The following is a 21,703-nucleotide window of genomic DNA, read 5'->3' as shown; positions in this document are numbered from 1 at the left end:
TTGCAAGAGTGTGAAGACGACAATGAGGCATGGGTCAAGAAATGCTTAATACACTCTTCTTCCCGCTGCTCTTCAGCATGGGCGCGGGCACGTACGCCTACCTGCGCTTCCACGACCGCCGCCCGCGCGCGCTGCTGGTCATGACCCTGTTCCAGCTGCTCGGCTCGTACGGGTACTTCACGCAGCAGGGGGCGCCACTGTTCGCCCTGCTTGCCGTGCACGCCACCGTCGTGTTCTTCCTGCTGGTGCATCACCTCCAGACCCCGACGCTGGCCCCCGAATCCCGATCCCACCAGCGCTGACTGCCATCCTGACCCAGGATCACCCAGAGCACCACAACGAGCGCGCCCCAGCCACGAGCAGGGCGCGCTTTTCCCGGTCCTTCTCCGGGCGATCTTCTGACTCGCCGATCAGTGGGTGGCCGCCTGCACGGCCGCGTTCGCGTCCAGCAGGGGGAGACCGCCGGCGCTGTTCACGCTGCCCAGCAGCAGCGTCTTCGTCTGGGCAGCCGTCAGCGCGGGATTCGCGGCGCGCATCAGGGCGGCCACCCCGCTCACCAGCGGGGCCGAGAAACTCGTCCCGGCCTCCAGGGCGTACCCGCCGCCCGGAGCGAGCAGCAGCAGGTCATCCGTGGCGACCGTGCCAGCACACGTGCCGTAGCTCGCGCCGCCCGGAGCGACGATGTCCAACTTGCGCGGCAGCTTGGCCGACGGCCGCGCGCTGTAGCACGCCAGCACCGAGTCCTTGACGCCCACAGCGCCGACCGCGATCACATCCGGGTGACTGGCCGGGTAATACACGCCGTCCCCCGGCGTGTTCCCCGCCGCCGCGACCAGCACGGCGGAATTCGCAGCGGCCGTCAGGGCCGCGTCGAGCACCGAGTCGGAGGTGATCCCGGCCGCTCCCAGGCTCATGTTGATGACCTTCGCGCCCTTCTGCACGGCGTAGTTCACGCCCTGCGCGACCGCTGAGGTAGACGTGCCCTCGGCTCCCAGCACCTCCACCGACACCACCGGCCCGCTCCACGTGAGGCCCGCCAATCCGGCGCCGTTGTTCGTGGTCGCCCCGAGCACACCGGTGGTCGCCGTGCCGTGATCCTGTGTCTGGGTGAAGGTGGAGGGCAGGTAGGACATCTGGTTGACGATCCGGCCCTGCAATTCCGGGTGCGTGGTGTCGACCGCCGTATCCAGCATGGCGGTCGACGCGGCAGCCGGGGTCTTGCCGCAGGCCCTCAGGAACGCCCAGGCCTGCGGAGCGGCGATCCGGGTCAAGTACGTCTGGTTCATGGTCTTGGTGCCCTGCGCGGTCGCGACCGTAATGCCCTTGTTGCCGGGTGCCCCGGGATCATCCGGCGTGGCCAGGGCCCGGTACAGGTAATCCGGCTGCACATGCAGGCCCGCTGCCCTCAGGCCCGCCGCGAACACCTGATCGGACTGTCCGGTTGGCGTCGCCACACGCAGCAGGCCCGGCATGACCGTCTGCACCGACACGGCCCCCAACGCCTCGAGAGACTGTGCCCTCAGGGACGGCGCGCCCGAACCAGCACCTGTCGTGACCAGCACCCGCCCTGCCACATGCGGTGCCGACCAGTTCGCCGCCACGGGCGAGGCGGCCGCCACCGCCTGGGCCACCCCCAACGACGACAGCGCGCCGGGGGTCTGCAGGCTGGAAGCCGACAGGCCCGTAGACACGGACTGGGGGCAGACCACGACCGGCACTGGCGTGGTCGGGGCCGAACAGGCCAGCAGCAGCAGGGGCAGGCATGGCAGCGCCAGGGCCGCCCTCGTGAAGGTCATGGCACACATATACCGCTTCGGGCTGATGGGACAGTGAACCGCGTCCAGCCCTCACAGACCTAGCGAGTGGCCCATCACGCACGCCGAACCTCCACCGAGACCACGCCGGCGCGTACCCTGAACCATGAAGTTCCTCCGCAACCAGGCGGCCTGGGCGATCCTGAGCGTGCTCCTCTCCGGCGTGTGGTGGCTGATGGCCCATTCGGGCGGCGCCGCGCCCGCCGCCACCGCGGCTCCCCCGCCGGGCGACGCCACCCTGAGCCTCAGTACGCCCGCCCTCCTGACCCTGGCTTCCGGCGAGACCATCCGGGGCACCATCACGGGCGTGCAGGCGATCTGCCCCTCGTGGACTGACGCCCTCGCCGCCGGGGACGTGACCGTGACCCTGCCAGACGGGCGCCGAGTTCCCGGCAGCGATGTCCGCACCATCACGTCCACACCGGTCACGCTGGGCGGCATGACCAACCTCGTCAACACCACGGCCTGCGGCGCGGCGCTCACCGTGCATGCATCCCCGTAATTCCACCCGTGCAGCGCCGCGAACGGACGACCCAACGGAGTGATCGGCTTCCGGCCGGTCAGTCTGGTGATAGGCAACTGCGTGTATCACGTGGCGGCGCAGGGCAACTATTCCTATCAGAAACCCACGCGAAACGGTGAACTGGAACAGTACACCCAGGCCATCTACCACGCCCGCGAACTGGCCATGGACCGCATGCAGGCCGAGGCCATCAACGACGGCGCGACAGGCATCATCGGCGTGAAATTCACTGAGCAGGCCCGGCACTGGGACAAACAGGTGTTCGAATTCCTGGCCGCCGGCACCAGCGTGACGCAGGTGGACACCCCGGCCACGGCCCCTGCCATGGCGCCGGTGGGCATCACCATCAGCCTCGATGACCGGTGAGCGCCGCTATCAGTGCACCCGCACGCCCCTGGTCATCGGCTGCTTCTGCACCCACTTCACGAACTTCTGAACCTCCTCGCGCGCCAGGATGGCCTCCACGGTGTTCAGTTCGTTGGCCAGTTCCGCATTGCTGAAGGTCTTGCTGAGGTACCCCTGGCACGCCGGGCACATCTTCACGGTGGGAATGTCGCCCAGTTTCACGCCCTGGCGGCGGCCCTGCGATTTGGGCACCAGGTGGTGGTCAGTGAGGTTCGGGGCCTCGCGCCCGCACAGCACGCACACTTCCGGGGGTTTGGGTTCCGCGTACCAGCTCTCTTCTCCACGTTTACGTGCCATGCGCGCAGGATACGGTGCTCAGTTCCCGGCCACCGGCACGAGTTCCACGTCGTCGAAGAAGCCCCAGACTCCGCCGGGTGCGGCCACGTCGAAGCCGATGGTCAGCGTGCCGCCGGTCACGTGGATGTTCTCCACGGTGTACAGCTTCCAGACATTCCAGCCGGTATTGGTGATCGGTGTGCGGAGCGCACCGCCCGCTCCCTGCGCGGTCAGGGCGACCTTCGTGTCGCCGCCCAGGCCGGACGCCCACGCGCGCAGCGTGTACGTGCCGTCCTTCAGACCCGTGAGGGTCTGATTCAGGGTGTACGCGAAGGGCGTGCCGTACCAGTAGTTGAAGGCCTTCGCGCCGCCGTGCGCGTTCCCGGCCTTGCTGTCGATCTTCCCGGCGTCCGTGCCGGTCAGCGTCCAATGCGCCAGGTCGTCCTCGAACCCCGGATTCTGCACGAGGTTCGCCTGTGCGGAATTCGTCTGTGCCGGAACCGCCGCGGCCGTCACCGTGAGCGCCAGCGTCGCCTTCTGCGGCAGGTCTGCGACGGTACCGGATACGGTGAACCCGCCCGGCGTCGCGGTGGATACGGCGCTCCACGTCACGGGCATGGGTTTGATGCTGCCCTCGCTGTACAGGACATTCACCTTCTCGGGGAGGGTAGGCGTGAGGCCCTTCGCTACCGTCACGGGTGGCGGGGCGAGCACGGCCACGGGAGCGGCCGCCCCCAGGCTGCCCGGCGTGAACCGGAAGGCGTTCAGCGAGTCCAGTGCATTCCCCTTGAAGTCGAACATGGCCTGGTTCTCCCAGCCGTTCGTCTCCCCGGTCTTCCAGCCGACACCGGGCAGCCACGCAGGCTCCCAGTAGAACGCGCCCAGACCCAGCCCGCCTGGCACGCTGGCCACGGTATTCAGTACCGTCTGAACGACCAGTTTCTGGTTTGCCACCGAGGCCGACAGGCCCACGGTGTCCGTCTCCTTTTGCCCGGCGATGTTCCTCTCGCTTGTATCGCCGTTCGCCAGCGTGTATGGGTACGCCGTCTCGGCCACCACGAGCTCCTTGCCATAGCGCCCGGCCAGATCGGCGAGATTCGCCTTCAGCTCCTGGAACGTCCCGTGCCAGTAGGGGTAGTACGACAGGCCGATCACGTCGTAATCAATCCCGCGGGCCTTCACCTGATCGAAGAAGTGCACGAACGTGGCGTTGTCTCCCCCATTGGCGAGGTGGATCATGACCTTCGTGTGCTGCCCCGCCGGCGTCGTGTCGCGCACCGCCTCCACACCCTGCTTGAGCAGGCCCGCCAGACCATCAAAGTTCCCCACCGCGCCGTCCGGGAGGAGCATTCCGCTGTTGATCTCGTTGCCGATCTGCACCATGTCCGGGTAGGCGTTCACGACCTTCAGGCCACTCAGCACGTCCTTCGTGTAGTCGTACACCGCCTGCTGCAACTTCGCGCCGCTGAGGTTCGCCCACGCCGCCGGCTTGACCTGCTTTCCCGGATCAGCCCAGAAATCCGAGTAATGGAAGTCCACCAGCAGCTTCAGGCCCGCCGCCTTCACGCGCGGCGCGAGCAGCAGGAGCTTCGCCTTGTCGTTGTAGCCGCCGGATTCCGTGGGATGGTTCCACACGCGCAGGCGCACGTAATTCACGCCATGCGCCTTCAGGATCGCCAGCAGATCCTCCTTCTTTCCCGCGTCAGAGAACGCGATGCCCTTGTCCTCCAGCGCCTGAAGGGTCGAGATGTCCACGCCCTTGATGAAGTCCTGCACGGAGGCCGCGCGGGAGACGGCAGAGCAGGACACGGCGAGCGACAGAGCGAGGACGGCACAGCGGAACGAGGTGGGTCGGGTCATGGGTCAGCTCCTGGGACGGTCAGGCCGCCGCGCGAGCACCAGCACGGCAGACGACAAGCGTGAGGATCACCGCGCGGCGCGGCATGGAATTGAATGGTTCGACCCGCCCACCGTACGGGCTGTTAACCCTAACAGTCGTAGCGGCATTCACAATAAAATCGGCCACGTTCGCCACGGCAGGAACAGAGCAACGAGAGGACAGGATCGAACACTGATCGCAAAGTGTGAACCCTAACACAACCCCGAGTGAATATCCCGAATCGATGACGCTCATGGCATCCCGATCGCCGAAATGATGGTCGCGCACACCGCCCGTCATTTGCCTTCGGGCGTCCCGGCAAAACTTGTGGCGGCGTAACCTTTGCTTCAGCGAGGGAAGAGAGCCAGCTGAAGGGTTCAGATCCCTGACGTCTTGGAGCGGCGAGCCTGTCCGGGCAAGCCTGCAACCATCGTATAAGCCCCGCCCAGTTTCCCAGGCGGGGCTTTTCCATTGCGGTATAGAGCGTTCAGGCTCAGGCCTTGACTTCGTTCCCCTTCGCCAAAATGCCGCGCAATACGGTCTGGAGAATCCCGCCGTTCTTGTAGTAGTCGATCTCCACAGGGGTGTCGATGCGGCACTGCACGGTGATCTCGCGGGTGGGGCCGTTCTGCGGCGTGACCTTCACGACCACGTCCTGGCGGGGCTTCAAGTCGCCGGGCAGGATCACGTCGAAGGTCTCATCGCCGGTAATCCCCAGGCTGTCGGCGGTCTCACCGTTCTTGTATTGCAGGGGCAGCACGCCCATGCCGACCAGGTTGCTGCGGTGGATACGCTCGAAACTCTCGGCGATCACGGCCTTCACACCCAGCAGGAAGGTGCCCTTGGCGGCCCAGTCGCGGCTGCTGCCCATGCCGTAGTCCTTGCCCGCGAAGATGACCAGGGGAATGTTACTGGCCTTGTAGTTCACGCTGGCGTCGTAGATGCTGCTGACCTGCCCGGTGGTGTAGTCGGTGGTGAAGCCGCCTTCGGTGCCGGGCGCGAGCTGGTTCTTCAGGCGGATGTTGGCGAAGGTGCCGCGCGTCATGATGCGGTCGTTGCCCCGGCGGCTGCCGTAGGAGTTGAAGTCCTTGGGCGCAATGCCGCGTTCGGCCAGGAACTTCCCGGCGGGCGTGTCGGCCTTGAAGGAACCGGCCGGGCTGATGTGATCCGTGGTGACGCTGTCGCCGACCTTCACCAGGGCGCGGGCTCCCTCGATGCTGATGATGTCGCTGGGGCCGCCGGCGAGGTTGTCGAAGAAGGGCGGGTTCTGGATGTATGTGCTGTCTTCCTTCCAGTCGAACAGGGCGCCCTCGGCGACGGGAATGGCGTTCCAGTCGGCGTTGCTCTTCTCGATGCCGTCGTAGACCTTACGGAACATCTCGGCGTTGATCGCGCCATCCATGACGGTCTGGATTTCGCTGGCGGTGGGCCAGATGTCGCGCAGGTAGACCTTCTGGCCGTCCTTGCCGGTGCCGATGGGGTCGTTCACGATGTCGTTCACGACGGTGCCCGCCAGGGCGTAGGCCACGACCAGCGGCGGCGAGGCCAGGTAGTTCGCGCGGATGTGCGGGTTCACGCGGCCCTCGAAGTTGCGGTTGCCCGACAGGACGCTGGCGGCCACGAGGTCGCCTTCCTGGATGGCCTGCACGACGGGTTCGGGCAGCGGGCCGCTGTTGCCGATGCAGGTCATGCAGCCGTAGCCGACCGTATTGAAGCCGATCTGGTCGAGGTACGTCTGGAGCCCGGCGGCTTCCAGGTACTCGGTGACCACGCGGCTGCCCGGGGCGAGGCTGGTCTTGACCCACGGCTGGCTCTTCAGGCCCAGTTCGACGGCCTTCTTGGCGACCAGACCGGCGGCGATCAGCACGCTGGGGTTGCTGGTGTTCGTGCAGGATGTGATGCTGGCCAGGGTGACGGCGCCGTGCCCGATCTTCAGGTCGGTGCCGCCGATGGTGCCCTGCGCGGCGAGCTTGTCGGCGCTCAATTCGAAGCCGCGACCCTTGATCGGAGCAGTCAGCGCGTCCGCGAACACGGTGTGCATGTCGGACAGGTTCACGCGATCCTGCGGGCGCTTGGGGCCAGCGAGGCTGGGGACGATGGTGCCCAGGTCGAGTTCGATGGTGTCCGTGAACACGGGATCGGGCGTGGCGTCGGTGCGGAACATGCCCTGGGCCTTGTAGTACGACTCGACCAGCTCGATCTCGTCTTCCAGGCGGCCGGTGCGGCGCAGGTAACGCAGCGCCTCGTCGTCCACCGGGAAGAAGCCCATGGTCGCGCCGTACTCGGGGGCCATGTTGGCAATGGTGGCCCGGTCCGGCAGGGTCATGTTGCTCAGGCCCGCACCGTAGAACTCCACGAACTTGCCCACCACGCCCTTGACGCGCAGCATCTCGGTCACGCGCAGCGCGAGGTCGGTGGCGGTGGCGCCTTCGGGCATGGCCCCAGTGATCTTGAAGCCGATCACCTCGGGCATCAGCATGTAGATGGGCTGGCCCAGCATGACGGCCTCGGCCTCGATCCCGCCGACGCCCCAGCCCACAATGCCCAGGCCGTTGATCATGGTGGTGTGCGAATCGGTACCGACGAGGCTGTCGGGGTACACGACCACGCCGTCGTCCTCGGGGCGGCTCTGCACGCCCTTGGCGAGGTACTCCAGGTTGACCTGGTGCACGATGCCGGAGGCGGGCGGCACGACACCGAAGTTGTCGAAGGCCTGCTGGCCCCAGCGCAGGAACTCGTAGCGCTCGCGGTTGCGCTCGAACTCCAGGGCCATGTTGTTCGCCAGCGCGAAGTCGGTGCCGAACTCGTCCACCTGCACGCTATGGTCGATGACCAGATCCACCGGGATCAGCGGGTTGATCTTGCTGGGGTCGCCGCCCAGGGCAACCATCGCGCTTCGCATAGCAGCCAGATCGACCACGGCGGGCACGCCGGTGAAGTCCTGCAGGATCACGCGGGCGGGCTTGAAGGGAATCTCCACCTCGTCGTTTTTGGGGCTCCAGCCGGCGACGGTGGTGACGTCCTCGCGCCGGACGTCGTAATCGTTGGCCTCGCGCAGCACGCTTTCGAGCAGCACCTTGATGCTCACGGGGAGCTTGCTGATGTCGTGGCCCTGCTCCGCGAATTTCTGGAGGTTGTAGAAGTACAGTTTCTGGCCGCTCTTGGTGGTGAGCGTGTCGCGCGCTCCGAACAGATTCATCGCCATGGTGGAACTCCTCCTTGCCCGCCGGATGTGGGTCGTGGGCTTTTTGCCCACCCATCATAAGCCTGCCCGCTGTGCTGCCGGGCGTTACCGGGACAGGCACGGACGCCGATTTAATGTAACCACTCCAGGGACAACAGATGCGTTTGCTACCCTGCGCCCGACATCCCACTCCTCCGAGGTTTCCCCTGATGACCATGCACGTCTCCCCCGCCCCGACCGCCCTGGAACCCCACGAGCGCGCCCGCATGGACGCCCTGGAACGCACCGTGCGCGACGGCCTGCGCGACTTCCAGCGGACCGGCGAGGCGCTCGCCCAGATCCGCGACAACCAGCTGTACCGCGCCAGCTTCGAGAGTTTCGAGGAGTACCTGGAACAGCGCTGGGGCTTCACGCGCACGCAGGCCGGCCGCCTGATCGACGCCGCCGAGACCGCCCGGGTGCTCGAACCCCTGGGCATCGCCCCGCAGAGTGAGCGGCAGGCCCGCGCCCTGAAACCTGCCGCTAAGATCCTGACCGAGCTGGAGCCCGAGCAGCGGCGCATGGTCGCCCGGCTGGTGGAGGCCGCCGGGGGAGCAGATGACGACCTGCCCTGGGACGCCTCCGCCCACCCGGCCGAGGTGCGGATCATGGCGAACGTGGTGCAGAAGCTCACGCCGGAATCCACGGTGCATCACCCGCACAGCGGCGACGAGGTGCCCTTCGAGTCGCTGAGCAGCCCCGAGCGCTTCGAGGTCATCCGCACGCACGTGGATCAGAGAACGCACGCCTACCACGAGAAACAGGAGGCGAAGGCCAACAAGGCTCCCGTGGAGAACGTGAACTGGACCGACTGGTGCGTGAACTACGCCGGACAGGCCTTGGGGCCGGGGCAGCGCATCGAGATCGTCGTGGAACGCGATGGCGGCGGCGCGGCCCGGGCCCAGGCGCGCATCGTGGACGGCGCGACCGGCGAGCTGCTGGCCGAGGGTCAGGGGGCTCCATTCCTGAAGAAGGCCGTGCTGAACCTCGTGGCGGAAGTGAAGGGCTGACATCGCAACCACCCCGGAACTCGGTTTGAAGGGAGTGGGGGATGGACTCGCCCAAGCTGTCGGCCAGCCGTCGCTCGGATCACCCTGCCGGCGTGGACATCGGCGGCCCGACCCTGGGGAGGAAGAGCACCCCGTCCGTCTGCTGGAGGTGTTCGGGTTTCATGGGGGAATAGGCGTGGTTCCCGGCCGTGTCCGTCCGTCTCCTCAGGGACTCGGGAACGGTGGGCAGCAGGTCGCGCGTGGCGTACAGCCGGGGCGACGTTGACTGCCCAGTCAACCAACCTTCCACGGTGTCCGGCGCCGGCACCGGCAGGCCCTCGCCCTCGCCGACGGCCGTGACGATGAAGGCGTAGCGGTCGCCCAGCCGTTCGGTCAAGCGAACGCCGACGGGGCACCAGTCCAGCACCTGTCCTCCGAACCGCCACTGGTTGAGGTGACGGTGCAGGTGCTGGTTGTGGGCGAAGACTAGGGTCGGGCCGCGCGGCGCCTCACGTTCGGCCAGGGCACGCAGGTGATCGGCCATGACCGCGTCCCGCAGCGTGAGCATGCGGGCCAGGCGGTGGGGCGCCGCGTCGGCCATCACGGCGTGATAACGCAGCAGCCCCAGGGCCGTCCGGGCGTGCATGCGGGCATGCCACAGGGCGTCGGGGTGCGCGGACAGCCGGGCCAGTTCCGCTTCCAGAATGCTCTGCAGGTCATCGGCCAGCCAGCGCAGGCTCCGGGCGTGCCCGTCGGCCCCCACGGACTGCGTGGCGTCCATCGCGGCGGCCCGGTTCGTCCAGCGCGCGTCGTCTCCGCACAGGCGGACAATGGTGGCTTCGTCGGCGGGCAGCGCAGGCAGGTGCGCTGCCAGGAAGCCATGGAGGGCCAGCAGGGACGCGCGCGGGCTGGCCGCCCACATGGTCTCAGTGGAGGCATCGAAGCCGTAGAACCGCACCTGATCGGCAGGATCACGGTTCGTATTGAAGTCCCGCAGCCACTCGACCAGTGCCCGGTTGGCTGGCCGGGCCCCGAAGCCGTGGCTGAACCCGGTAAACAGGACGTCATCCACGGTGCCTCGGCCGGTCATGACGTGGTCGTTCACCCGCAGGCCAGCAATGGCATCACTCTCGATGGCAATGGAAAGGTAGCCATGTTCCTCGACCAGCGTTCGGAGCAGGCGGTGGGCCCACGCTGGGAACGCGTCGATGGCGTGGCTCGGTTCGCCCAGGCCAAGCAGGCGGGGCGGGGTGGGCAGGGTGCCCAGGAAGGCGTGAAGGGCAGCGGACGGCGGGGTGAGTGCCCAGCCCGGCGAGGACGGCGTTCGGTTTGGCATGTGCGGCTCCTGTGCCAGAGGGCGCGCCCGCTTTGGCTCCTCCAGCATTCCTGTGGAAGATGTGAGAACACTGACGAGGATCCGTTCACCTCACCTTCATTGACATCATCCGAGGTGGGTTTGATCGGATTACAAAACAGACGGGAGGGCACCTCGCCCCCTGCAACCCCGACCCACCGTGAACGTCCAGAAGTGCGGCAGGTAACGTCATGACCCCGCAGTACGCTTGACTCCATGCCCGACCTGCTGCTCTCCAACCGGCCCGGTTTCACCCCCATGATCGCGCGGCTGGTCGGCATGATGGAGTACGCCCGCGCGACGACTCTGCAGGCGGTGCAGGGCCTGAGCGTGGAGGAACTCGACCTGATTCCACCGGAGTTCGGAAACAGTGCGGGCATGCTGTTGGAACACTTCGCGGCGGTGGAGGCCTACTACCAGCACGCGACGTTCGACCACCCCGCCGATCCGGAAACGCTCCTCGATCCACGCTGGCTGCCGGGGCTCGACCTGGGCACACGGGGCCGCGAGGCGATCCGGGGTCGTCCGCTGCGGCATTACCTGACGCAGCTCGCGGAGGTGCGTGCCGAGACGCTGCGGCGGTTCGCCGTGCACGACGACGCCTGGCTGGACGAGCCGCTGGCGCTGTGGAGCACCACAGGCAACCGGCATTTCATGTGGTTCCACGTGTTCGAGGACGAGCTGAACCACCGGGGGCAGATCCGCCTGATTCACAAGTTCATTCCCCGCCTGCGCACCCGTGGACTGCTGGGCGCGGGCTTCGAAGCCCTGTCGGACGGCGTGGGGCTGCGCTGTACGGTGGTGCAGGAGGGTGGCCCCGCCGACCTCGCCGGCCTGCGCGTGGGGGACGTGGTGCTGGACTACGACGGTCTGGACATGACCGGGACGCTCTACGACGAGGTGCCGCTGGTGCAGGCGGCGGGAGTTACCAGCCGGTTCCGGGTGCAGCGGGAGGGTGGCGTGCACGACCTCACGGTGACGCGGGGGGCGCGGCCCGGCTGAGCGCAGGCCGGGGCACAATGGGCGTATGCCCGGCCCGCTGCAAGGCTTCACGGTCGTCACCCTCGCGCTGAACGTGCCCGGCCCGGTCGCGGCGGCCAGTCTGCGGGATGACGGCGCACGGATCGTGAAGATCGAACCCCCGGCAGGCGATCCGCTGGCCTGGATGGCTCCCGGCTGGTACGCGAACCTGCACCAGGGCGTCGAGGTGCGGCCCCTGAACCTGAAGACGCCCGAAGGAACGACGGACCTGCTGAGCCTGCTGACTGGCGCCGACCTGCTGCTCACGTCGTTCCGGCCGTCGGCCCTGGAGCGCCTCGGGCTGGGACGAACCCTGCTGGACGACCGCTACCCGGCCCTGTGCCGCGTGCTGATCGTGGGCGACCGCCGTGCACCGGAGGAACCCGGCCATGATCTGACGTATCAGGTGGAGGCGGGCCTGATTGACCCGGCCGTGCCGGTCATGCCGCGCACGCTGCTGGCCGACATGGTCGGAAGCCGCGAGGCCTACGCGGCGGCGCTGGCGCTGCTGCTGGGCCGCGAGCGCGGATCGGCGGCGCGCGAGCGGGTGGTGGGGCTGGCCGACGCCGCCCGCTTCGCCGCGCAGCCGTTCACGGTGGGCCTGACCGCGCCGGGCGGCATGCTGTCGGGCGCGCAGAACATCTACCGCCTGTACCGCACGGCCGACGGCTGGGTGGCCGCTGCGCCCCTGGAAGCCCGCTTCGCGCAGCGCTGGGCCGAGGTCATCGGACCCGATGCTGGGTCGGTCATCGCGCGGCATCCAACCGCGCACTGGCTGACGCTCGCGCGGGCAAACGACCTGCCGCTGGTGGCGGTGGAAGCACGAGAGTCCTGACCGGACAGAGTTGGTGCGGCTCGTTTACCTGGAGGTGCCGTCGGTACAGGTGGCGCTGGCAAGGGACTGACGCTGATCTTCGTCTGCACAGGGGTCGTGCCGGACTTTCAGACGCTTAGGGAGACACTTGCAGGGCAATGGCTGGCATTGCCTGATCTGGACGCCGTGTGGGATGCGAGGGAGCATGGCCCGGCCTACCTGCCGTCGGCACGCTGAGCACAGGCACATGCGAACTGGGCTGCGTCCGGCTACCGCACACGGGGCCACAATTCCCGACTTCTCCACTCCGGTTAATGCGTTGAGTCCGGGGGATGGGCAGAGTAGAATCTCCTTACTGAGAATCATTCCTATTAATGATATCCTTTCTCACCCAGGAGTTCCCTTGACCACCTCCACCCCTGCCCACCTTCCCCGCGCCGAGGCTCCAGCCTCCAGGCGGTTCGTCCTGACTCCCCAACTCCGCGCGGCCGTCACCCTGACCGGCCTGACCCTGCTGGGCCTCCTGATCGGTCTGGCCGGGGAATACCTCCTGCACGTCCCCGCCGTCATGTGGGGCGGGTACCTCGTCGCGTACCTCGCGGGCGGCATTCCCGCCGGGCGCGAGGCGCTGCACTCGCTGTTCGTCGAGAAGAAACTGGACGTGGACCTGCTGATGGTGCTGGCCGCCCTGGGGGCCGCGAGCATCGGACAGGCGGCAGACGGCGCGATTCTGCTGTTCCTGTTCTCGCTGAGCAACACCCTCCAGGACTGGGCAATGGGCCGCACGTCCAGCGCCATCCAGGCCCTGATGAACCTGAACCCGGAAGGTGCGACCGTCCGCCGGGACGGCGTGGAGAAGTGGTGCCAGCTGGGCGAGATCAGGATTGGCGACGTGCTGGTCGTGAAACCCGGTGAGCGGATCGCCGCCGATGCCCGCGTGACAAGGGGAACCACCAGCGTGGACGAGAGTCCCATCACCGGCGAGAGCGTGCCCATCGACAAGGCCCCCGGCGCGGCCCTGGCCTCGGGCACCGTGAACCTGAACGGCAGCGTCGAGGCCGAGGTCACGCGCCCCGCCGGCGAGAGCACCCTGGCCCGGCTGGTGTCGCTGATGGAGGAAGCGCAGACGCAGAAGAGCCGCACGGAGAGCGTCACCGAGCGCTGGGAGAGCCCGTACGCGCTGATCGTGCTGCTCAGCGTGCCGCTGGTATATGCGCTGCTGCGGTATGGCTTCACGCTGCCCGTCGATCAGGCGTGGTACCGCGCGATGACGTTCATGGTGGTCGCCTCGCCCTGCGCGGTCGTGATCTCGACGCCCGCCGTGATGCTCTCCGCCATGGCCGCCGCCGCGCGGCACGGCGTGCTGTTCAAGAGTTCGGCGGCGCTGGACGCACTGGCCGGCGTGCAGACCGTCGCCTTCGACAAGACTGGCACCCTGACCCAGGCCAAGATGACCCTCACGCAGATCGTCGCGGACGATGAGGGGGCGACGCTTGCCCTGGCCGCCGGGCTGGAAGGGCACAGCGAGCATCCCATCGCGCAGGCGATCGTGACGGCCGCCCGCGAGCGCCACGCCGCGCCAGAGCACGTGCAGGACGCGCAGGCCATTCCCGGTCACGGAATCGAGGCGGTCGACGAGCAGGGTCAGAAGGTCTGGGCGGGCAACCTGCGGCTCGCGCAGCGCGAGAACGCCGTGCTGAGCGCCGGGCAGCGGGCGGCCCTCACGACCCTGAACGGCGAGGGCAGTTCCACAGTGATCATCGGGCGCGGCAGCGCCGTGCTGGGCATCATGGGCGTCGCAGACGCGCTGCGGCCTGGGATCGCCCAGGCCATCCAGGGCCTGCGGAGCAGCGGAATCGCGCACCCCGTCATGCTCACCGGCGACAAGCAGGAGGTCGCCCAGACGGTCGCGGCCAGCCTGGGCCTCACCGAATTCCGCGCCGAACTGCTCCCCGAGGACAAGCTCCGCATCATCGGGGAACTGCCCGGCCCGGTCGCGATGGTCGGGGACGGCGTGAACGACGCGCCCGCCCTGGCACGCGCCGACCTGGGGGTGGCCGTGGCCAGCGGCACCGACGTGGCCATCGAGAGTGCAGACGTCGTGCTGATGCAGAACGACCTGGGCAAACTCGCAGGCGCGGTGCGGCTGGCCCGCGCGGCGCGGCGTACCGTCATCACCAACCTCGCATTCGCGTTCGGGATCATCCTGATCGTCGCGCCCCTGGCAGTGGCCGGAAAGGTGCCGCTGCCGCTGGGCGTAGTGGCCCACGAGGGGGGCACGGTGTTCGTGGTGTTCATGGGCCTGCGCCTCCTGACGTACCGGCTGTGACCCTCTCCTGGAACACCACGAAGTGTCAGCCGGGCATGCCCGGGAGATGCGGGAATCCAGCGATGTTCACCTGCACGGAAGGAGCTCCATGCGCCTGACCACCCGCCAGCGGCTGCTGCCCCGGCTCCTGCTGGGCCTCGTGGCCGTGTTCGTGCTGATCCAGTTCGTGCCGTACGGACATGCCCACAGCAATCCGCCGGTTGCCGCCACACCGCCGTGGAGCGACCCGGACACCAAGGCGCTGTTCGTGCGGGCCTGCGCCGACTGTCACAGCAACGCCACCGTGTGGCCGTGGTACTCGAACGTCGCGCCGGTCTCATGGCTGCTCCAGCGGCACGTGACCGAGGGCCGTGAGCGGTTCAACATCAACGCCCAGGGGTTTGGGCGCCAGTCCGACGAGGCCGCGAAGGCCGTCCGCGGCGGCAGCATGCCCGACCGTTCGTACCTGCCCCTGCATCCGGCCGCACGCCTGACCGCCGCCGAACGCAACCAGCTCGCCGACGGCCTGGAGATGACCTTTGGAGGACAGGACGGCAGCGGCGACAGCCCCTGACTCCCCGCAGCTCCCACCCTGCACCGGCGGCCTCAAGCCGCAAGTTCTTGTAAACGCCCACCGACCGAAAGCCAACTGGGGTGGCGGTACGCTGTCCTTGCACGCACAACACGCGCCCCCTCGGGGGGGCAGGGAGGCTGGATCATGGGAGAAGGCAAACCGGGCAGCGAGGCCCACGCGAACGTCTCGCAGGACACCATCAACGACCAGTCGCAGTGGAACACCGGCACCGAGAAGAACCCCGGCGACCCGGCCACGCAGGGCATCTATCCCGACGCCAGCGATGCGAACGCCGACGCGGGTGACACGACCAGTACCGCCCAGCAGGTGAGTTCCACGACCGATCCCCGCGCGGCCGCGAACACCGGCCAGGACGCGAATCCCAGCACCTACGGCGGCATGAAGGACGGTCTGCCCGCCAGCGGCGCGGCGACCGATCCCGACAAGACGGTGGACGGCAACCAGGGCGCGTAGGCCAGCCTGATCTGCATTCGGGGCGAGTCCAGCGAGACTCGCCCCTCTGCTACGTTCCGGGAAACTCCAGCAGGACGTGCTCCGCGCTGAACCCCGGCCCCATCGCACTGAGCAGCGCACGGCCAGTCGGCGCTGCTTTCAGGGTCTCGTGTAGCACGAACAGCACGGTCACGCTGCTCATGTTGCCGTAGTCGCGCAACACGCGGCGGCTGGCATCGAGCGCCCCGTCCGGCAGTGCCAGCGCCTCCTCGTAGGCTCCCAGCACCTTCACGCCGCCGGGATGCACCACGTAGGTCTGCACCTGCTCGCGACACCAGCCGTGTGCCGTGAGCGCCTCCTGCACGTTCTCCTGCATCATGCCGCGCACCAGGGTGGGGATGTCGCGGGAGAAGCGCACCTTCAGGCCGTCGTCCACGATGTCCCAGCCCATGATGTCCTCGCTGTGCTCGATCAGCGTGGAATACGCGCCGTGGATCGCGGCCAGCGGCGGCGGGCCGGGCACGTCCGGCGCGGTGACCACGAGGGCCGCCCCCCCATCCGAGAACAGGGCGGTGCCCACAAAGTTACTCTTCGACTCGTCGCCCTTCACCAGGGTCAGGGAGCACAGTTCCACCGCCACGTACAGCACCCGCCGGAAGCCCGCGCGCACCAGATCCGCCGCGCGGGCCAGTCCAGCCGCGCCGCCCGCGCAGCCCAGGCCCCACACGGGCAGCCGCGCCGCATGCCGGTTGAGACCCAGGGCACCGATCAGGTCGGCGTCCAGGCTGGGCGTGCTCAGGCCGCTGGTGTTCACAACGACCACCGCGTCCACGTCACCGGGCGCGACCTGGGCCTGAGCGAGCGCCTCGGCGGCCAGCCGCCGGATCAGCGTGCGGGCCTCTTGGAGGAATACGTCGTTCTTCTCACCGAAGCCGCGCGGGTGCAGGTACCACTCCAGCGGGCGGGCCAGGGCGCGCGTGTCGATCTGCGCGTTGTCGAACACGTCGAGCATGTGTGGGCGCGCGGCCATGCGCGGGAACAGCGTGCGGGCCGCCTCGCGGATCTCGGCCTGCGGGGTCGGGTGTGGCGGCGTGCCGGTCACCAGGGCGCGCACGACCGGTACGGGGGGAAAGGTCATGCCGGGCATTCTGCCGTCCGGGAGCTGACGGGATGCGTACCCGCGCATTCAGACCTCCTTATGCTCACCGCCCACACGAAGCAGCCCCTCCGGCCAGGGCGCGGAGGGGCTGAGGACGTGACGGTTCAGCGCGGCTGCTGGCTTTCCTTGTGCCACTCGGCCTTCCCGACCTCGTCGAGCTTCCGGAAGTCCTCGTCGGTCAGGGTCAGGCTGGCGGCGGCGACGTTCTCTTCAAGGTGCCCCACCTTGCCGGTGCCGGGGATGGGCAGCATGACGGGGCTGCGCTTGAGCACCCACGCCAGGGCGACCTGCGAGGGACTGGCGTTCAGGCGCCCTGCGACGTCGCTCAGGACGCTGCCGTCCTTGGCGAGACTGCCGGCGGCCAGCGGGAACCAGGGAATGAAGCCGATGTTCTCGCGGGCGCAGTAGTCCACGACGTCCTCGCTCTTGCGGTTTACGAGGTTGTAGAGGTTCTGCACGGTGGACACCGGGAACACCTTGCGCGCGGCCTCGATCTCGGCGACGCTGACCTCCGACAGGCCCGCGTGGCGGATGACGCCCTCGTCGATCAGTTCCCGGATCGCGCCGAACTGCTCGTCGGCGGGCACCTTGGAGTCGATGCGGTGCAGTTGCCACAGGTCGATGCGTTCGACGCCCAGACGGCGGCGGCTGATGTAGGCCTGCTGCTTGAGGTACTCGGGGCGGCCCACGGGAATCCAGACGTCCGGGCCGGTGCGGGTCAGGCCGCCCTTGGTGGCGATCACGACCGTGTCGTAGGGGTGCAGCGCCTGGCGGATCAGTTCCTCGCTGACGGCCGGGCCGTAGCTGTCGGCGGTGTCAATGAAGTTCACGCCCAGTTCCGGCAGGCGGCGCAGCGTGGCGAGGGCCGCCTGGGGATCGGCGGGGTCGCCCCAGATGCCGGTGCCGGTGATCCGCATGGCCCCGTAGCCCAGCCGGTTCACGCTGAGGTCGCCGCCGATCTGGAAGGTGCCGCTCTGCGCGGCGTTCAGGGTTGAGGTGGTGTCGGTCATGGGTACATCCTCCGGCGGCATTCTGCACCCGCGCCCTGCCGCCTGCTCCCCCCGCCTGCTGACCGTCCCTTCACGCTCCGATCCCGGACGCCGTTACCCGTCCAGCAGTTCGGACAGCAGGACGATCCGGCGTTCCTGTGCGGAACGGATGGCGGCCAGGGCCAGCGCGAGGCTGCCGAGGTTGTCGCGCCCGCTGCTGTGCGGTTCGCGCCCGTCCCGGACAGCCTGGACGAATTCTGCCAGGGCGCCCGCCCGGTCGAGGTGCGCCACTGGCGGCAACGGCAGCGCGCGGGGCCGCTTGCCGACGGGTCGGACGGTGGCGCGGTCGGCGGGCGGGTCATCGCGGCCCGTCCACGTCAGTTCGGCGTTCCGCGCGTCGAGCCGCCACTCGCCGGCCCAGGGCGTCTTGACGCCGGAACTGGCCCAGGTGCCCCGGTAACTGACGGCCACGCCCCCCTGGAACTCCAGGGTGGCGAACGCGGAGGCCGGATCGCGGAAGGGACTCCACGGCGGGTTGAAGGCGTGACAGTCGATGCTGAACGCCTCGCGGCCCAGCACGAAGCGCATCAGGTCGAAGTGGTGGATGGCCATGTCGAGCAGCAGCGGGTGCGGCAGCAGGTGGTGCGCGCTGGCGGCCGTGCGGGCGCTGTCGCGGCGGAACTCGACCTCCACCGCGCCGACCTCGCCATAGGGCGCGGCGTGCACCCAGGCGGCGGCGGCCTGCGCGGCCGGGTGAAAGCGGTAGTTCTGGCTGACCATCAGCGGCAGCCCTCTCGCGGCGGCAGCGTCCACGACGGCGCGGGCCTCCTCGACGGTGGTAGCGAAGGGCTTCTCGATCAGCACCGGCAGGCCCGCCTCCAGCGCCGCGAGGGCCACGGGCGCGTGTCCCACGGCGTTCGTGGTTACCAGGACGGCCTGCGCGTCAGTGTGGCGCAGCGCGTCGTCCAGCGAGGCGAAGGTGGGCGTGGTCGCCTGGGCCTGCGCGAGGTCGAGGGCCGCCGCACTGCCATCGACGAGACCCACGACCTCTACACCCTGCTCGGCGGCCGTGACGGTCATCCACGAGCGTCCCCAGCCGCCCAGGCCAACGTGCAGCAGGCGCAGGGGCGTCACGGGGCGGGCTCCGCTTCGGGCACGTCGCAGGTCTCGCGGAACACGAACTGCTCCAACCGCTTGCGGTGGCGGCTGCTCCAGTCGATGCTGGGCCGTGCGTGATCGTCCGGCAGGTAGCCCAGGCGGTACACGGCCATGAGTTCCAGACCGTCGGGCACGCGCAGGAGCTGCTGCATGGCCTGCCACTGGCGGGGAATCTCCATGGGGGTGGAGATGAACTGGATGCCCATGCCGAGGACTCCCACCGCATTCCAGATGTTCTCGATGGCCGCGCCCAGCCCGAACACCGAGTAGAAGCCGGACAGCTCGCCGGGCCGGTACTCGGTCTTGTCGAGCAGCGCCGCCAGCAGCAGCGGGCTCCCGGCGACCAGCCGGCGGTTGTCCTCGCCAAGTTTTTTCGGCACGCCGAGCTGCCGCATGAGCTTCAGGCCCGCGTCGCTGAAGATCTGCCGCGTGAAGGGCCGCAGCGGTCCCGGCAGGTGGTCGATGTGGATGCCGTCGCGCCGCTCGTCCATCTCCTGGGCGCTGAAGCGGAAGTACCGGCGGTAGCGCTCGAAGAACACGCCGGCCTCGATCAGCTCGGTCATGCTGTCGCCGCTGAGCTGCGCGACCCGCGCGATGGTGTCCGGGTGCTCGACGAGCACGAAGCGCCACGGCTGAGAGTTGAAGTGACTCGGGGCCGCCTGCGCCACCCGCATGAGCGCGTGCTGGTGCTCGCGGCTGACCGGATCCGGGCGGAAGGGGCCGTTGGTGGTGCGCCGGGCCAGCATCCCCTCGATGAGTTCCATGCCGTCAGGCTAGCAGCCCTCCCACCGGACGGCCTACCACGCTCCCCAGCTGCCCAGCGCGTAGGCCAGGGCCGCCGCCAGGGCCAGCCGCCAGTGGGCAGACCGGCCGGGACGGGTTCGCGGCATGCCCAGCAGCAGCACCAGCGCGGGCAGCAGTGCCCACCACCGGCGGCCAGCGGTCAGGGTGAGCAGCGCAGCCAGCCCTGTTCCGGCCACCACGGCGAAGTACAGCGCGTGGTGCGGCCAGCGGGCCGCGTTCCGCCGGTAGCCGAGTTGCAGGCTCAGGCCCAGCGCCAGGAGCAGCAGCAGCAACGCGCCGGTCACGGTCAGACTCAGGCGGTGGGCGTCCATGCCGGGATGTTTGCACATGGCACGCCGAGCACCGTGGCCGTATGGTGCGCGCATGCTGCGTTCCGCCCCCCTGCTGGTCGCCGCGCTGCTGCTGGGAGCATGCCACCGCAGTCCGGCCGCAGACACCCTGGAGCAGCGGCTGGTCTTCGCCGCGAACGGCTCCTACGACGCCCAGGCGGATCAGCGCGACCGGATCGCCGGGGGCCTGCGCCGGGTCGTGTGGACGACCCATCCTCCGCTGGACGCCGCCGCGATGACCATCACCTACGATGGCGATTCGCGCGCCCAGGCCTGGGATCTGGTCATCCAGCAGCCGAAGTTCAGCGCGCAGGACGCCGCCGGCGCGGGCGCCCGGACGGTCACGACTCCACAAGGCGTCGGCCTGCGCCCGGCCGCCAGTTCCGGCCTGAAGGACGTGCTGGTGCTCCAGTCGGGTGCCGGCCTGCACCTGCTGACGCGCGGCTACGCCGCCCAGCGGGAACCGGCCCTGCTGAACGCCTTCAGGTAGCGCTCTTCAGCGCACGGCGTTCCGGCCGGCGCGTTTGGCCTCGTACATGGCCATATCGGCCCGGCCGAACAGCTGATCCGGCGTGTCGCCGGTGCCCCGGTACGATGACACGCCGAAACTCGCCGTGACCGGCAGCCCGGCCAGGGGTGTGTCGCCGATCTCGCGGCGCAGGCGTTCGGCCAGCACCAGGGCGTCGGGTTTCGCCACGCCGGGCAGCACCACGATGAATTCCTCGCCGCCCCAGCGACCGACCATGCCGCCGATTCCGCCGACGTTGCGGCGCAGTCGCTTGCCCACCGCCCGCAGGACGTCGTCGCCGAAGGCGTGCCCGTGCTGGTCGTTGACCAGTTTGAAGTGGTCGATGTCGGTCACGATGATGCTCATGGGCGAATTGATGCGCTGGGCGTGCTCCATGGCGTACTGCAGCTCTTCCTCGATCGCGCCGCGTCCGTACACGTCGGTCACGGCATCCTGTCGGGCGGCGCGGAGTTTCTCGCTGTCCTGCTCGTGCTGGAGCAGGTTGTTCTCGATGAAGGTCATCAGGATGAACGCGCCCAGGCCGGTCACGCCCATGACGATGGCCGCCGTCACCCAGTCGGCGAGCGGCGTTGCGGCCAGCGGCCCGTGGGCCAGGAGCACGCCCAGCAGCGCACAGAGACTGGCCGCGTTCAGAACTGCGCCCTGCCGCGCCCCGAAGACCACGAAGGACACCAGGACATTCAGCGTGAGCCACAGGGCCAGGTGCAGCGGCAGCTCGCCGGAAGCAACGGCGCGCGGCACCTCGACCAGCGCGACGACCACGTACGCGATGGTCGTGGTCAGGTACACCTGCTTCAGGCGGTGCGGGGCCGAGGCGACCGCCACGATGGTCGCCAGCGCGCACAGGGCCGCCCAGTATTTGGGGATCTGGTAGGCCACGGGAAAGCTGCCGGGCGGATCGATGACGGAGGTCAGCAGGGCATACAGGATGTACGCGGCGCTCCCCGAATACACGATGGACTGCTGACTGCGCAGCAACAATTCCTGAAGTGGTGTGATCCGCCTCGACATGACCTCAGCGCGATGCTAGGGAGCCAGGCGTCACAGGAACCTTGCATTCGCCGTCCAGCTGGGCGTCCAGGGGGGGAGGCCCCCCCGGCCGC

Annotated in this window: 22 protein-coding genes; 10 read left to right on the top strand and 12 right to left on the bottom strand. The window is 68.6% G+C overall.

Features of this window, described 5'->3' with window-relative positions; all coding sequences use genetic code 11:
* Nucleotides 1-41 precede the first annotated feature (41 nt).
* On the top strand, nt 42-302 hold the full coding sequence (locus E7T09_RS15240; protein ID WP_240741817.1) for a hypothetical protein: 261 nt from the start codon (nt 42-44) through the stop codon (nt 300-302).
* Between the two features lie 108 nt (nt 303-410).
* On the opposite strand, the gene E7T09_RS15235 is transcribed toward E7T09_RS15240, so the two are convergent.
* Nucleotides 411-1,796, bottom strand: coding sequence for a S8 family serine peptidase (locus E7T09_RS15235; protein ID WP_136390040.1), 1,386 nt, complete (start codon nt 1,794-1,796; stop codon nt 411-413).
* Between the two features lie 124 nt (nt 1,797-1,920).
* Here E7T09_RS15235 and E7T09_RS15230 point away from each other — a divergent pair, with 124 nt between their 5' ends.
* Both E7T09_RS15230 and E7T09_RS15225 read left to right on the top strand, forming a co-directional pair.
* Entirely contained in the window at nt 1,921-2,316 is a 396-nt protein-coding gene (locus E7T09_RS15230) for a hypothetical protein (RefSeq protein WP_136390039.1), read from the top strand.
* 39 nt (nt 2,317-2,355) lie between these two features.
* On the top strand, nt 2,356-2,703 hold the full coding sequence (locus E7T09_RS15225) for a heavy metal-binding domain-containing protein (RefSeq protein ID WP_136390038.1): 348 nt from the start codon (nt 2,356-2,358) through the stop codon (nt 2,701-2,703).
* A 9-nt stretch (nt 2,704-2,712) separates the two neighbouring features.
* Here E7T09_RS15225 and E7T09_RS15220 read toward each other — a convergent pair whose 3' ends face one another.
* The 4 genes from E7T09_RS15220 to acnA all read right to left on the bottom strand — a co-directional run bounded on the left by E7T09_RS15220 (nt 2,713) and on the right by acnA (nt 8,102).
* Nucleotides 2,713-3,039 carry an HNH endonuclease gene (locus E7T09_RS15220; protein ID WP_136390037.1) on the bottom strand — a complete coding sequence of 109 codons (327 nt, stop codon included), beginning with the start codon at nt 3,037-3,039 and terminating at the stop codon, nt 2,713-2,715.
* Nucleotides 3,040-3,057: 18 nt separating this feature from the next.
* On the bottom strand, nt 3,058-4,878 hold the full coding sequence (locus tag E7T09_RS15215; protein ID WP_136390036.1) for a glycosyl hydrolase 53 family protein: 1,821 nt from the start codon (nt 4,876-4,878) through the stop codon (nt 3,058-3,060).
* Nucleotides 4,879-4,897: 19 nt separating this feature from the next.
* Nucleotides 4,898-5,152, bottom strand: a complete 255-nt coding sequence (locus tag E7T09_RS15210) for a hypothetical protein (RefSeq protein WP_136390035.1) — start codon at nt 5,150-5,152, stop codon at nt 4,898-4,900.
* 238 nt (nt 5,153-5,390) lie between these two features.
* A complete protein-coding gene (acnA, locus tag E7T09_RS15205) occupies nt 5,391-8,102 on the bottom strand; it encodes an aconitate hydratase AcnA (protein WP_136390034.1) in 2,712 nt (903 codons plus the stop codon).
* Nucleotides 8,103-8,296: 194 nt separating this feature from the next.
* Between acnA and E7T09_RS15200 the strand changes: the two genes are divergently transcribed.
* Nucleotides 8,297-9,130, top strand: a complete 834-nt coding sequence (locus tag E7T09_RS15200; protein ID WP_240741816.1) for a hypothetical protein — start codon at nt 8,297-8,299, stop codon at nt 9,128-9,130.
* Nucleotides 9,131-9,209: 79 nt separating this feature from the next.
* Here the strand turns inward: E7T09_RS15200 and E7T09_RS15195 are convergent, their stop codons facing one another.
* Complete coding sequence (locus tag E7T09_RS15195) at nt 9,210-10,445, bottom strand: erythromycin esterase family protein (RefSeq protein ID WP_136390032.1); 1,236 nt, start codon at nt 10,443-10,445, stop codon at nt 9,210-9,212.
* A gap of 234 nt (nt 10,446-10,679) precedes the next feature.
* On the opposite strand from E7T09_RS15195, the gene E7T09_RS15190 reads away from it, so the two are divergent.
* The 5 genes from E7T09_RS15190 to E7T09_RS15165 all read left to right on the top strand — a co-directional run bounded on the left by E7T09_RS15190 (nt 10,680) and on the right by E7T09_RS15165 (nt 15,653).
* Nucleotides 10,680-11,465, top strand: a complete 786-nt coding sequence (locus tag E7T09_RS15190; RefSeq protein ID WP_136390031.1) for a DUF664 domain-containing protein — start codon at nt 10,680-10,682, stop codon at nt 11,463-11,465.
* Nucleotides 11,466-11,490: 25 nt separating this feature from the next.
* Nucleotides 11,491-12,318 carry a CoA transferase gene (locus tag E7T09_RS15185; protein WP_136390030.1) on the top strand — a complete coding sequence of 276 codons (828 nt, stop codon included), beginning with the start codon at nt 11,491-11,493 and terminating at the stop codon, nt 12,316-12,318.
* 382 nt (nt 12,319-12,700) lie between these two features.
* A complete protein-coding gene (locus E7T09_RS15180; protein WP_205747026.1) occupies nt 12,701-14,626 on the top strand; it encodes a cation-translocating P-type ATPase in 1,926 nt (641 codons plus the stop codon).
* Nucleotides 14,627-14,714: 88 nt separating this feature from the next.
* Nucleotides 14,715-15,179 (top strand): heme-binding domain-containing protein, encoded by a 465-nt coding sequence (locus E7T09_RS15170; RefSeq protein WP_136390028.1) that lies wholly within the window; start codon nt 14,715-14,717, stop codon nt 15,177-15,179.
* A gap of 144 nt (nt 15,180-15,323) precedes the next feature.
* Nucleotides 15,324-15,653, top strand: a complete 330-nt coding sequence (locus E7T09_RS15165; RefSeq protein ID WP_136390027.1) for a hypothetical protein — start codon at nt 15,324-15,326, stop codon at nt 15,651-15,653.
* A gap of 49 nt (nt 15,654-15,702) precedes the next feature.
* Here the strand turns inward: E7T09_RS15165 and E7T09_RS15160 are convergent, their stop codons facing one another.
* From E7T09_RS15160 to E7T09_RS15140, 5 genes are all read right to left on the bottom strand, one after another.
* Nucleotides 15,703-16,770 carry a type III polyketide synthase gene (locus E7T09_RS15160; RefSeq protein ID WP_370293984.1) on the bottom strand — a complete coding sequence of 356 codons (1,068 nt, stop codon included), beginning with the start codon at nt 16,768-16,770 and terminating at the stop codon, nt 15,703-15,705.
* Between the two features lie 125 nt (nt 16,771-16,895).
* On the bottom strand, nt 16,896-17,801 hold the full coding sequence (locus E7T09_RS15155) for an aldo/keto reductase (protein WP_168734863.1): 906 nt from the start codon (nt 17,799-17,801) through the stop codon (nt 16,896-16,898).
* Nucleotides 17,802-17,894: 93 nt separating this feature from the next.
* Complete coding sequence (locus E7T09_RS15150; RefSeq protein ID WP_136390025.1) at nt 17,895-18,914, bottom strand: Gfo/Idh/MocA family protein; 1,020 nt, start codon at nt 18,912-18,914, stop codon at nt 17,895-17,897.
* The gene (locus E7T09_RS15145; RefSeq protein WP_136390024.1) at nt 18,911-19,702 is read right to left on the bottom strand and encodes a nitroreductase family protein; all 792 of its coding nucleotides are present in this window, start codon (nt 19,700-19,702) and stop codon (nt 18,911-18,913) included. The genes E7T09_RS15150 and E7T09_RS15145 overlap by 4 nt, the downstream gene beginning before the upstream one ends.
* Before the next feature lie 33 nt (nt 19,703-19,735).
* On the bottom strand, nt 19,736-20,071 hold the full coding sequence (locus E7T09_RS15140; RefSeq protein ID WP_240741815.1) for a hypothetical protein: 336 nt from the start codon (nt 20,069-20,071) through the stop codon (nt 19,736-19,738).
* Nucleotides 20,072-20,105: 34 nt separating this feature from the next.
* Here E7T09_RS15140 and E7T09_RS15135 point away from each other — a divergent pair, with 34 nt between their 5' ends.
* Complete coding sequence (locus tag E7T09_RS15135) at nt 20,106-20,561, top strand: hypothetical protein (RefSeq protein WP_240741814.1); 456 nt, start codon at nt 20,106-20,108, stop codon at nt 20,559-20,561.
* A gap of 6 nt (nt 20,562-20,567) precedes the next feature.
* On the opposite strand, the gene E7T09_RS22110 is transcribed toward E7T09_RS15135, so the two are convergent.
* Nucleotides 20,568-21,611, bottom strand: a complete 1,044-nt coding sequence (locus E7T09_RS22110) for a GGDEF domain-containing protein (protein ID WP_205747025.1) — start codon at nt 21,609-21,611, stop codon at nt 20,568-20,570.
* Nucleotides 21,612-21,703 lie beyond the last annotated feature (92 nt).

This window comes from Deinococcus sp. KSM4-11 (assembly GCF_004801415.1).
Taxonomy (GTDB): Bacteria; Deinococcota; Deinococci; order Deinococcales; family Deinococcaceae; genus Deinococcus.
This window is presented reverse-complemented; position numbering and strand designations above follow the sequence as displayed.